The organism is Streptomyces sp. CA-210063 (assembly GCF_024612015.1).
GTDB lineage: Bacteria > Actinomycetota > Actinomycetes > Streptomycetales > Streptomycetaceae > Streptomyces.
Map to the genome: position 1 here is coordinate 4,927,416 of NZ_CP102512.1, position 12,228 is coordinate 4,939,643.

At 69.3% G+C, this 12,228-nt stretch carries 11 protein-coding genes, 1 tRNA gene and 1 pseudogene; 10 read left to right on the forward strand and 3 right to left on the reverse strand.

Going from position 1 to position 12,228, the window contains the following annotated elements:
- Positions 1-121: 121 nt before the first annotated feature.
- The gene (locus tag JIX56_RS21315) at positions 122-1,546 is read left to right on the forward strand and encodes an FG-GAP-like repeat-containing protein (protein ID WP_257542806.1); all 1,425 of its coding nucleotides are present in this window, start codon (positions 122-124) and stop codon (positions 1,544-1,546) included.
- Between the two features lie 45 nt (positions 1,547-1,591).
- A complete protein-coding gene (locus JIX56_RS21320; protein WP_257542807.1) occupies positions 1,592-2,974 on the forward strand; it encodes a VCBS repeat-containing protein in 1,383 nt (460 codons plus the stop codon).
- A 35-nt stretch (positions 2,975-3,009) separates the two neighbouring features.
- Here the strand turns inward: JIX56_RS21320 and JIX56_RS21325 are convergent.
- Positions 3,010-4,229: pseudogene (locus tag JIX56_RS21325) on the reverse strand (RNA-guided endonuclease InsQ/TnpB family protein).
- A 137-nt stretch (positions 4,230-4,366) separates the two neighbouring features.
- Here JIX56_RS21325 and JIX56_RS21330 point away from each other — a divergent pair.
- The 6 genes from JIX56_RS21330 to JIX56_RS21355 all read left to right on the forward strand — a co-directional run bounded on the left by JIX56_RS21330 (position 4,367) and on the right by JIX56_RS21355 (position 9,430).
- On the forward strand, positions 4,367-4,576 hold the full coding sequence (locus tag JIX56_RS21330; protein WP_257542808.1) for a hypothetical protein: 210 nt from the start codon (positions 4,367-4,369) through the stop codon (positions 4,574-4,576).
- A gap of 63 nt (positions 4,577-4,639) precedes the next feature.
- Entirely contained in the window at positions 4,640-5,071 is a 432-nt protein-coding gene (locus tag JIX56_RS21335) for an SRPBCC family protein (RefSeq protein ID WP_257542809.1), read from the forward strand.
- 121 nt (positions 5,072-5,192) lie between these two features.
- Positions 5,193-5,738, forward strand: a complete 546-nt coding sequence (locus tag JIX56_RS21340; protein ID WP_257542810.1) for a hypothetical protein — start codon at positions 5,193-5,195, stop codon at positions 5,736-5,738.
- Positions 5,739-6,190: 452 nt separating this feature from the next.
- Positions 6,191-6,586: a nuclear transport factor 2 family protein gene (locus tag JIX56_RS21345; protein WP_257551005.1), complete on the forward strand. Its 396-nt coding sequence runs from the start codon at positions 6,191-6,193 to the stop codon at positions 6,584-6,586.
- A gap of 141 nt (positions 6,587-6,727) precedes the next feature.
- The gene (locus JIX56_RS21350; protein ID WP_257542811.1) at positions 6,728-8,191 is read left to right on the forward strand and encodes an FG-GAP-like repeat-containing protein; all 1,464 of its coding nucleotides are present in this window, start codon (positions 6,728-6,730) and stop codon (positions 8,189-8,191) included.
- A gap of 207 nt (positions 8,192-8,398) precedes the next feature.
- Positions 8,399-9,430: a Yip1 family protein gene (locus JIX56_RS21355; protein ID WP_257542812.1), complete on the forward strand. Its 1,032-nt coding sequence runs from the start codon at positions 8,399-8,401 to the stop codon at positions 9,428-9,430.
- Positions 9,431-9,517: 87 nt separating this feature from the next.
- On the opposite strand, the gene JIX56_RS21360 is transcribed toward JIX56_RS21355, so the two are convergent.
- Positions 9,518-10,015, reverse strand: a complete 498-nt coding sequence (locus tag JIX56_RS21360) for a phosphoribosyltransferase (protein WP_257542813.1) — start codon at positions 10,013-10,015, stop codon at positions 9,518-9,520.
- 2 nt (positions 10,016-10,017) lie between these two features.
- Complete coding sequence (gene dcd, locus JIX56_RS21365) at positions 10,018-10,593, reverse strand: dCTP deaminase (RefSeq protein ID WP_257542814.1); 576 nt, start codon at positions 10,591-10,593, stop codon at positions 10,018-10,020.
- Between the two features lie 531 nt (positions 10,594-11,124).
- Between dcd and JIX56_RS21370 the strand changes: the two genes are divergently transcribed.
- Positions 11,125-11,198 (forward strand) — tRNA-Gly (locus JIX56_RS21370).
- Between the two features lie 490 nt (positions 11,199-11,688).
- A complete protein-coding gene (locus JIX56_RS21375; protein WP_257542815.1) occupies positions 11,689-12,207 on the forward strand; it encodes a DUF3761 domain-containing protein in 519 nt (172 codons plus the stop codon).
- The last annotated feature ends 21 nt before the right edge of the window (positions 12,208-12,228 follow it).

Sequence of the window (12,228 nt, forward strand, 5' to 3'; positions counted from 1 at the left end):
AAGTTCACCGACCTCCCGTGCAACCCTCCCGCCCCTCCACGGGTCTCCTGCTCGCACACCCTTACGACGGCAGTTGGGCCCCGCCCGCTCGGCGCGAGCCCTCCTCCCCCCTGGAGTCCCCTTGCGCACTCGCTCCTTCCTCCTGGCCGCAGGCCTCCTCGCCTCCGGCCTGACCCCGCTCGCCCTGGCCACACCCGCCGGCGCGGCGGTCGCCAAGTACTCCGACGACTTCAACGGCGACGGCTACCGCGACCTCGCGGTCGGCGCGAGCGGCACCGATGTCGGCAGCGCCTCGCAGGCCGGCGCGGTGGTCGTGCTCTACGGCTCGTCGTCCGGCGTCTCGGCTGCCAGGCGGAGCGTGATCACGCAGAACACCAGCGGAGTCGCCGGTTCGGCCGAGGACCGGGACTACTTCGGCAGCAGCCTCGCCTCCGCCGACTTCAACAAGGACGGCTACGCGGACCTCGCGGTCGGCGCGACGGGCGAGAGCCTCGGCGGCAAGAGCTACGTCGGTCAGGTCACCATCCTCTGGGGCGGCAAGAGCGGCCTGTCCGGCGGCACCGCCCTCCCGCAGCCGTCCACGATCACCCCGGAGACCGGCTACTCCCAGGGCCTCGCCGCGGCCGACTTCAATGGCGACGGCTCACCCGACCTCACGGTCACCGGCCAGGCCCAGACCCGTATCTACAACGGCCCGTTCCAGAAGACCACCGGCGGCTCGGCGAGCATGAGCTTCGTCGGCACCGTCGGCTCCACGTTCGACGTCGGCGCGGGCGACATCACCGGCGACGCGGCGGCCGAGCGCGTGTACACGTACTCGACGACCTCCGACCCCGGCGGCCAGGTCCGGTACCACACGTACAACGGCACGAAGACGGCCCTCGTCGACATGCCCGCGGCCGAGGGCGACGGCCCCGTCTCCATGGGCGACATCAACGGCGACGGCTACGGCGACCTCGTCCTCACCCAGGCCGAGGACCCGGTGAGCAACAGCGGCGCCGGCCACCTCGGCGGCCAGCTGGAGATCTGGTACGGCGGCAAGGGCGGCCCCGACCTCACCCAGACCCCGACCGTCATCAACCAGGACACCCCCGGAGTCCCCGGCACGGGAGAGCAGGACGACCGCTTCGGCGGCTCGCTCTCCATCGGCGACATCAACGGCGACGGTTACGCCGACATCGCGGTCGGCACCGCCGGCGAGGACTGGGGCACCAAGTGGAGCGCCGGCACGGTCACCGTCCTGTACGGCTCGGCCTCCGGCCTGACCACCAAGGGCGCCAAGGAGTACAGCCAGGACACCCCGTACGTCCCCGGCACCGCCGAGAGCCAGGACGGCTTCGGTGGCGCCGTCCGCCTGATCGACCTCAACAAGAACGGCAAGGCCGAACTGGTCGTCGCCGCCCCCGGCGAGGACACCAAGGGCGCGCTCGTCATCCTGAACGGCACGAGCACCGGCCTGACCACGACAGGCGCGAAGACCATCACAGCGGCGAACGCCGGTCTCAAGGAGACGTCGTACAGCTTCGGCGCGCCGATCGCCCAGTAGCCGACCCCTCCACTCGACCCCGCACCCCTCCTTCCAAGGACGCTCATGCGCATCCGTACGACCACGGTCGCCGCGACACTGGTCGCGGCGACACTGACCCCCCTCTCCCTCTTCATCGGCCCCGCGTCCGCCGCCCCCGCCAAGCACGCCGACGACTTCAACGGCGACGGCCACCGCGACTTCGCGGTCTTCTCCTACGGCACCGAGAGCGACGCCAGTAAGGGCGGCGGCGTCCTCGTCACCTTCGGCACGGCGGACGGCCCCGGTACGAAGAGCCAGTTCATCGACCAGGCGAGCGCCGGCGTTCCCGGGGACGACGAGACGGACGACTTCTTCGGAGAGTTCCGCACGGCCGCCGACTTCAACAAGGACGGCTACGGCGACCTCGCGGTGTCCGCCAACGGCGAGGACGTCGGCGGCGCCAAGAACAACGGCACCGTCACCGTCCTCTGGGGCGGAAAGAAGGGCCTGTCCGGCGGCACCACCGTCCCGAACAAGGGCCCGAAGGGCGCCTCCGGCGAGGCCCTCGACCTCGCCACCGGCGACTTCAACGGCGACAGCCATCCGGACCTGGCCCTCGTCCGCGACGGCAAGACGTACGTCTACCGCGGCTCGATCAACAAGTCGGGTGTGAAGGGCTCGGTGACGGTCCTGGACAAATCGACGCCCTTCTCCTCCACCGCCCTCATCTCCGGCAAGGTGAACAAGGACGGCAAGACCGACCTCGTCATCATCGGCGACGTGGTCCACCCGGAGTACATCGCCTCCGACGCCTGGTTCATCTCGGGCGGCAAGGCCAAGCTGTACCCCGGCAAAACCCTCCGCCTGGAGCGCGTCAACGGCAACGGCGGCCAGTCCGACCGCGGCGGCGACGGCGTCATCAACGACTTCGACAAGGACGGCTACGGCGACATCGCCATCGGCACGCCGATCCACGACAAGGTCAAGGGCCGGGTGACGGTCTGGTACGGGTCCGCCTCCGGCCCGTCGAGGTCGGCCCGCTTCACCCAGGCGACGTCCGGGGTGGAGGGCACCCCCGAGTCGTACGACGCCTTCGGCGACGCGATCACCTCCGGCGACGTGAACGGCGACGGCTACCGCGACCTCGCGATCGCCGCGCCGGGCGAGGGCCTGTCCGGCAAGCCCGAAGCGGGCGGCGTCCACGTCCTGTACGGCAGCAAGTGGGGCCTCACAGCGAAGGGTTCGCAGTTCTTCGCCCGCAACACGGCAGGCGTACCTGGCGACTTGTCCGCAGGCGAGTACTTCGGCCACACGATCCGCCTCCGCGACACGAACCGGGACGGCAAGGCCGACCTGTACGCGATCGGCGAGACGGGCTCCGTCCTGCTCCGGGGTTCGTCGAAGGGCGTGACGACGGCCGGCGCGACGACCGTGGAGAGCGACCTCGTCAGGGGAATGCTTCATTGAGTCCTCCCCTCCCTGAAGGGGAGGGGATTCCTGGCTCAGGCTCCCTCCTGGAGCAGCGCTCCAGGAGGTCTTCCGCCATCAGCACCAGCCGGGTTGAGACCAGCCCGGACGAGCATGACGCGTGCGGAGTTCTTGTCCCGTGGGGACACGTTTCCGCACGCGGTGCAGGTGTAGGTACGCTCACCCAGCGGCGGGCGATGCCTGGCTCTCGCATCGCAGTGCGCGCAGTCCATCGTGGTGTGCGCGGGGTGTACGAGGCGGATGTCCCGCCCGTGCTTGCGGCCCATCTCGATCAGTGCCTTCTTGGTGGCGCCGATGGCGGCGTCAGCGGCCTTGCGGGCCATCGTGGTCTTGGCGAGGAACTTCGGGCGGAAGTCCTCGACAGCGATGGCGTCGTGGTCGCGAACCACCTTCTTGGCCCACTTGCGGCCGGTGTCCTCACGCTGCCTCGCGACCTTCTTGTGCGCCTTCGCCCGCAGTTTCTTCGCCTCGCGGTAGCCCTTCGAGGCGGGCTTGCCCTTCTTCGGCTTGCGGCGGGCCATCATCCGGTCGTACCGGGTCAGCTTCTCCTTCGCCTTCTTGCCGTGCTCGGCGTGCGGCAGGTCGTGAGCGTTGGACGTGGTGGTCGCGGTCTCCTTCACGCCCCAGTCGACGCCGAGTGCGCGGCCGGTCTCCGGCAGGGGCTGGACCTGGGCGGGGACGACGAACGAGGCATACCAGTGCCCGAGGCTGTCCTGGTACACGCGCACCGAGGACGGCTCAGCCGGCAACTCCCGCGACCACACCACCGCCACGACGATGCCGCCCGCCAGATGCAGTCGGCCGTCCTTCAACCGGAATCCGCACTTGGTGTAGTTGAGGGTGGCAGTGCCTCGCGTTTGGTCTTCCACTTCGGCATCCCGGCCCGCTGCCGCATCGGCAGGCGTTCCCGGATGTCCTTGTGCGCCTTGGCCCGGGATGTGCCGAAGTCGCGGATGACCTGCTGCTGGACAACCGACGAGCCCTCACGCAGCCACGGCGTACGGGCGCGGGCTTCGGTCAGCATCCTGTCGAGCTGGGCCGGGCCGCACGTGGCCTTCTGGCCGGTGGCCCTGTTGTGCAGGTGTACGGCCTTGGACTTGGCGACGCATTCGTTCCACAGCCAGCGGCACCGGTCCCACTCCGCCGCCGGCGCGGTGCGGGCAGCGGATGACACGCGCAGCCGGTAGGTGTAGCGGGCATGCCCTGCCTCCGTAGCCGCCCTCACCTGCGCCATCTCGCCCCCCTCACGGTCCCCGGCCGGGACACTGGGCCGTCCCGAACCCTCCGAAGGACCATACGTACGACAGCCGCACAAACGCACCCCGATCCCACAGCCACCACCCCGACCAGCGAACCGATGGCTCGGCGGCCATGAGGATCAGACAGTCCGGCCCCGCCTTCCGCCTCGGCGCCTGGGACACGGACCCGACGCCCCCGACGATCACCTCCCCCACGGACACCTCCGTGTCCGGCCGGGGCCTGCACCTGATCAACGCGTACGCGGACGACTGGGGCTGGTTCAGGGTGAACGGCACGAACGGGAAGTACGTCTGGTGCGAACCGGGCACCAAGCCGGACTGAGGCCCCAGGCGCACACTGGAAAGAGCAAGGCCGTACGCCATGAGCCGAACATGGAGGTGGGCCATGAGCACCCTCGAAAAACACGTCGACGTCGGAGTCCCGATCGGCAAGGCCTGGGACAGCCTGCACCACGTGGAGAACTACTCACGCTTTGTGGACGGAGTACGCGACGCCCGTGCGGACGCGAAGGGCCGGGCGCATCTGTCCATCGAGGCCGGCGACCACACCCGCGAACTCGATGCCGACTACCACGACCACGCGGAGAATCGCGTGCTGGAGTGGCACACCAGAGGCGCCCCCGAGCTGACGGGCTCCTTCTCCCTGCTCCCGATCGACAAGAACCACACCCGCGTCCAGGCACGGCTCGAGTACGACCCGGACGCCGTCAGGGACACCTTCGGCGGCCCGAGAGGATTCGCTCAGGCGAACGCTGTCGAACGCGTGGTCGGCAACGATCTGGAGCACTTCAAGAAATACGTGGAACAAGGACGGTGAGTGACAGCCCCACCTGATCCCGTTGCCCCTGACCGATCTCGAATCCGTCAACTTCCCGGCCGACACGGGCATATACACGCTTGGCTGGTACCAGCGGTGCAGGAGCGAGCAGGGGGCGGGGATGACGGGGGTACGACGCGGACTGCGGATCCTGGGCGGCGCGGGGCTGTTGGTCGCGGGCGGCGTGGCGACGAACCAGGTCCTGAATGACGGCGATCTCAGCTGGAGCTGGCTGTACGCCTCGCTCTGCGTAGCGGTCCTGAGCTTCCTGTGCTCGGAGCTGGGGACCACCCCTCCCCCTGCGGAGGGCGAGACCGCAGCTCGCGGCGGCCGACAGGTGTACCTCCGCCAACTCCGCGCAAGCGTCCGGGACATGGAAACGGTCGGCATCGCCACCCAGAGCGAGTTCGTGTTCCGGATGCGCCAGATGTACGTGGCCGTCAGCGTCGTACCGCAGCCGCCGCACACCGTGTCCAGGGAGCCGTACCTGGGCGCGGTGTCCGGCGGGGAGCGCCGAAGCCTCGCGTCGGTGCCGCGGGACGCCGGACAGGAGGACGCGTCCCACGTCCTGGCGGTGATCGTCGAGCAGAGTTGTACGCCGAGATGTGCGACGTCCTGCTGCACCGCCGCTCCGAGGTCCGTGGCCTGCGCGACGCCACCGGCCTGACCGGCCCGCACAAACAACACGTCGCCCAGCACCTGGCGCTCGCCATGATGAAGGCCAAGGTCCGGGACTGGCCGGTACGCGAAGCCGCCAGAGCCATCCGCAGAGCGCTGCGGCAGATGCAGCAGCACCAACCGGGCGTGCACGAGGTCGAAGTCGTCCCCGGGGAGCACATCGCGGGTGATGTCATGCGCCAACAGGCGCACATTCGCAGGCAGTTGCCTTTCCACAGCCCACCGGGGATCGATGTCCGTGAACACGGAACACTCACCGGGAAACGCTCACAACGCACACGCACTCATTCACAGAGCGTAATGACTCGCTCGCGACAGCGAGGAGATGCGACCCGCGCGCACATGAGCGCGCTCGCGAAGACGGCCGCCCGCGAACATAATTCCTATATGGGCATCAACCAGCCCTCAACCACCACGAACAGCGGAAAGCCGGCGATCCCCATGGCCGAACACCCGAACGCAGCGCTCGTCCGCAAGGGCTACGAGGCCTTCACACGCGGCGACATGGACAGCCTCCGCGGCATGATGGCCTCGGACTGCACCCACCACGTCCCCGGCAGCCACCTCCTGTCGGGCGACTACAAGGGCCAGAACTCGATCATCGACCTGTACCAGCGGCTCTTCCAGGAGACCGACGGGACGTTCAACGTCCAGCTGAGCCATGTCTGCGTGGACGGCCGGGGCCACGCGGTCTCCGTGCACCGCTACACGGCCGAGCGCAACGGCAAGCGCCTCGAACAGAACGGCTGTCTCGTCTTCCGGATCGTCGGAGACAAGTTCACGGACATCGACGAATGCCAGGAGGACATGGACAAGGAGAGCGAGTTCTGGTCGTAGCCCCCAGCATCCCCCAGCACCCTCCGGGACAACGACGGAACCCTCCCGCCCACCCACGCGCACAACCCCGTACGGCCTCCAGGTGTCACACAGGTGAACCAGCCATGACCCCGACATCCGGCCACCCACCTGGAGCCCCCCGTGCGCAGACGGACGTACGCCCTGGCCGCCGCCACCGCCACCACGGCGGCCGTGGCCCTCACCCTCGGCACCCACCCGGCAGCCGCCCAGCCCACCCCCGTGACCAGCGACTTCAACGGCGACGGTTACGCGGACCTGGCCGTCGGCGTCCCCGACGCGACCGTGAACGGCAAGGCGAAGGCCGGCTATGTGAACGTCGTCTGGGGCGGCGCGAAGGGCCTGGGCAGACACGGAGGCATCCGGGTCGGCCAGGCCACCGCCGAGGTCCCCGGCACCCCGGAGGCGGGCGACCGCTTCGGCGCGGCCGTGGCGCTGGAGGACCTGAGCGGCGACGGCGTGGCGGAGCTGGTCGTCGGCGCGCCCGGCGAGGACGTCACCGGCCGTGGCGTGGACGCGGGCTCGGTCACCGTCGTCGGCGGCGCGAAGAGCGGCACCGGCCCGGGGTCCACCGTCCTCACCGGCCCGTCGGCGAAGTCGGCGTACGGCTGGTCGGTCGCGGCGGCGGACCTGACCGGCGACGGCGGCCGGGACATCGTGGTCGGCGGCCGGGACAAGGTCGTTCTGCGCGCCGTCGTCGACGGCGGTGAGGACGTCGTCGTCACGACCGTCCTGGCCACCCCCATGGGCGGCCGCGCCCCGCTCCTCGCCACCGGCGACTTCACCGCCGACGGCACGGACGACCTGGCCCTCGCCTTCCACACCATCAACGCCCCCTACACCCAGTCCCACGTACGGCTGTGGGCGTGGGACCCCGCCGAGCAGCGCATGGCCAACACGTGGAACTCGAGCAACGGCGCCGCCTCCGCGCTCGCCGTCGGCGACTTCGACGGCGACGGCCTGGACGACCTGGCCCTCGGCGAGTGCCGCGAGATCGCCGACGAGAACATCGACGACCCGTGCGGCCCGGAGTCGTACGCCAAGGGCGGCGGCATCCACATCGAGTACGGGGACGCGAACTCCTTCGGCTATCGCTCCCAGACCCTCAACCAGGACACGGTCGGCGTGTACGGCGTCGCCGAGGACGGCGACCGCTTCGGCGCGTCCCTCGCCGTACTGGACTTCAACGGCGACGGCCGCGACGACCTGGTCGCGGGCGCCCCCGGCGAGGCCATCGGCAGCCGGAGGGCGGCCGGCGCGGCCACGCTCCTGCTGGGCCACGCCGGCGGCATCGTCGACCGGTACGGCGAGGCGTCGTCCGTCCAGTACCACCAGGACCGGCCCCGCGTCCCCGGCGCCGCCGAGACCTCCGACGGCTTCGGCACGGCCGTCGCCACCGGCGACTACGACAAGGACGGCATCCCGGACACGGCCGTCGGCACCCCGGGCGAGAACACGAACTCCGGCGGCGTCTGGGTCTTCCCGAAGACCTCGGTGACGGGCTCCTACGCCCTCACCCCGAAGAACCTGGGCCTCCCGTCCCCCACGACGGCACTGTCGTACGGCAGATACCTGAGCAGCCACTGAGACGGACGGCCGGGGCGGGAACCAGGGCTGGTCCCAGGGCCGTCCCCTGCCCGGCGCCGGGAACCAGGGCTGGTCGGTCTCGGTCCCAGGGCCGCCCCCTTCCCGGCCCTGGGACCAGCCCTTACGCACCCTGAGCACGTCCCTGAACGCACCCCTGAGCGCATCCCCGACCGAACCCCTCACACATCCCTGACGATCCCTTAGGGGATGTCACAGCTCGGCCGCAAAGCCGGGCCGGTTGGCCCCGGCCCGGCACGCGGCTGCCCGGGACCAGGTACGTTCGATGACGTGGCTGGATTCAGGATCGGACGCGGCCGGGACAACCGCGCTCCTCAAGCGCGACCGCAAAACCCTCCGTACGGACAGCAGGCCCCGCAGGCAGGCGGCCCGTCGTACGGCTACCCCCAGACGCCCCCGCAACCGCCGTACGGCGGCGGCCGGGGCGGCGGCCAGGGCTGGCCCCAGACGCACGGCGGCGGTCACCCCGGTAATTACGGGACCCACGGCAACCACGGGGCCCACGGGAACCATGGCGAGCCGGAGTACTTCGGCGACGACGGCTCGCACCCGCACGGCGGCGGCGCGGACCCGTACGCGGCCAACAACCCGGGGCACACCCAGATGTTCGCCGTCGGCGAGGACCCGTACCACCAGAGCGAGCCCTACCGCGCGGGCCAGGCCCCGGCGGCCCCGCTCGGTCCGCGGCTGCCCTGGAAGGCCCTCCTCAAAGGCATCGTCACCAGCCCGAACCAGACGTTCCTGGTGATGCGCGACTACGCGGTGTGGGGCCCCGCCCTCATCGTGACGTTCCTGTACGGCCTGCTGGCCGTCTTCGGCTTCGACACGGCCCGCGAAGACGTGATCAACGCGACGCTGTCGAACGCCGTACCGATCGTGCTCGTCACCGCCGTGACGATGGTGGTGAGCACCCTGATCCTGGGTGTGGTCACCCACACCCTGGCCCGCCAGCTCGGCGGCGACGGCGCCTGGCAGCCCACGGCCGGCCTCTCCATGCTGATCATGGCCCTGACGGACGCGCCCCGCCTGGTCGTCGCGATGTTCGCGGGCGGCGACGCCTCCTTCGTCCAGATCCTCGGCTGGATCACCTGGATCGCCGCCGGAGCCCTGCTGACCCTGATGGTCTCCAAGTCCCACGACCTCCCGTGGCCGAAGGCCCTGGGCGCCTCCGCGATCCAGCTGGTGGCGATCCTGTCGCTGATCAAGCTGGGTACGTTCTAGCCGGTGACGACGAGGGGGGCTCCCGGCATGTGCCGGGAGCCCCCCTCGTATGTCCCTGCTGTCCCTGCTGTCCCTGCATCGCTGGACTCAGGCGTCGAGAACCTGCCCGACTCTCCTCACCACCGGCGGCTCGACACTCCAAGGGAAGTTGATCCACTCATCGGTCCGCTTCCACACGTACTCGCACTTCACGAGAGAGTGGGACTTCTCATAGATCACGGCGGACCGCACCTCCGCCACGGCGTCGAGGCAGAAGGCGTGGACGAGCTTGAGCGTCTTGCCCGTGTCGGCCACGTCGTCCGTGATCAGAACCTTCTTGTCGGAGAAGTCGATCGCGTTCGGGACGGGCGCGAGCATGACGGGCATGTCGAGCGTCGTGCCCACGCCGGTGTAGAACTCGACGTTCACGAGGTGGATGTTCTTGCAGTCCAGGGCGTAGGCGAGCCCTCCGGCCACGAAGACCCCGCCCCGGGCGATGGACAGCACTATGTCGGGCTCGTACCCGTCGTCGGCGATGGCCTGCGCGAGCTCACGCACGGCGGTGCCGAAAGCCTCGTAGGTGAGGTTCTCGCGGGCCTGGGCCATGCTCACACCTGCGTCCGGTGGAAGTTGAGGAAGGACCGGGAAGCGGTCGGCCCCCGCTGCCCCTGGTACCGCGACCCGTACCGCTCACTGCCGTAGGGGAACTCGGCCGGCGAACTGAGCCGGAACAGGCACAGCTGCCCGATCTTCATCCCCGGCCACAGCTTGATCGGCAGCGTCGCGAGATTCGACAGCTCAAGGGTCACGTGCCCGGAGAACCCGGGATCGATGAACCCGGCGGTGGAGTGGGTGACGAGCCCGAGCCGCCCCAGCGAGCTCTTGCCCTCCAGCCGCGAGGCGAGATCGTCGGGAAGGGTGATGACCTCGTACGTACTCGCGAGCACGAACTCGCCCGGATGCAGGATGAACGGCTCATCCCCCTCGGGCTCCACGAGCCGCGTGAGATCGGCCTGCTCGATGGACGGGTCGATGTGTGGATAGCGGTGGTTCTCGAACACCCGGAAGAAGCGGTCGAGACGCACGTCGACGCTCGACGGCTGCACCATGGATTCGTCGTACGGTTCGATCCGCACCCGGCCGGCATCGATCTCGGCCCGGATGTCTTTGTCTGAGAGAAGCACGCCCCGAGAATACGCAAGACGCGCGGACCGCCCACCATCAGGACGGACCCGCGCGCCTCGGCTACTGCTGACTGCTACCGCTTCCCCAACGCCACCGGCACCGGCACGACACTGCGCAGCCGGGCGCAGCGTGGGCAGCGCATGAGCCGACCAGGTCCCAGGCGCTCGGCCTGCTGCATCGGGAACGAAGCGGTGCTGAACACGTGCCCATCGGCACATCGGACGACGGTGCGCTCCATCAAGTCCAAGAGTCCCTTCCCCAAGAGCCGCGTCTGGCTGTCGACCTACGTCGACCTGACGACGAAAGCCACATTACGGGATGATTGGGACGGCCCTCCAGGCGGCACTCCGATCCCGTCGAAGGCCCACCCAGACCCTCTGCCCCGCCTCCACCGTACGCCCCAACTCCCGCGCCCCGCAGCCCCGTCCCCACCCCGCAAACACATCCGGGCCCCACGCCTTCAGCGCGCGGGGCCCGACATGAGGTAAAGTAACGACGCGTTCCGACACCGGCACCGACCGGCGTCTTACGCGGGTGTAGTTTAATGGTAGAACATCAGCTTCCCAAGCTGAGAGCGCGAGTTCGATTCTCGTCACCCGCTCCATACTGAAACCCCAGGTCAGTGGCCTGGGGTTTGCTTGTTGTCTAGACCAATTTGGGGGTGGCGTGCCCTCTGCGCGCCCTAAGTCGGGGCCGAGCGGCCATCCCCAGGGTCTGCGGGCATCACTTTGCGCCACCCGACCCTCGTTCGTCTCAAATGGCGAGACGCATTTCATGTGACCCGCGCCACAGGTCGAGCAAATGGCGACCAAGTCGCTTACGCAAAGGGCCGGTTGCGCGGCGCCGGTGTGGCCGGGTGGTTCACAATGCCCGGCATGTCCACCAGGTACGACCGTTCCCGAAGGCGCCGAGCGGCAGCGCGCTGTGGTCGCCCCACGAAGAAGGGGTCGCCATGCAAGCTCCCGCAGGAGATCGGGAAGGGCTGCCGACACCATGCCACTGGAGCAGAACGCAAAGCCGCCGCAGAGGAGGCGAGGGCTCGGGCCGAGAGAGCAAGACAGCAGGCGGAACGGGAGCGACGGGCCATCCTTACTGTGGTCGCCCTCGTCACCGTGGCCGTGTTCGCCGGCCTCGGTGTCGGCATCTGGAACGGATGGAAGGACGATGAGCACGAGTCCATGTGCCAGCCACACCGGACCCAGGCACTGGCCCTGAGCGACAAGGCCCGCGCCGTGCGGATTCCCATGGTCTTCGCCGGCGACCCGAACATCAGCATCCTGCAGCTCGGGGCGGAGTTCCCCGAAGACCTGGGAAGCCTCGATGCCATCTCCGCGACCGAGCTGGACATATCCAGGGCGTACTCCGAGAAGCGGGCCTTGGCCGGGCAGGCAGCACGCGTTGTTCTCGATCACCGAGAGTGCTTCGGGGCCGATTTCGCCGCCGCTGCCTCCCGGATAGAACGGGCGCCCACCGAAGTCAGACGGGTCGAGATGCCGTCGCCTGCTCACTGCGCCGACGGATGGCCGTCCACTTCAATCGGCCGACGAGGTGCGTGCTCACACCACGGCGGCGTGGTTCCGGCTCAGCCCTGGGCGACGCTGCTCTTCGGCTGATCATGTACGGCAAGTCCCGCA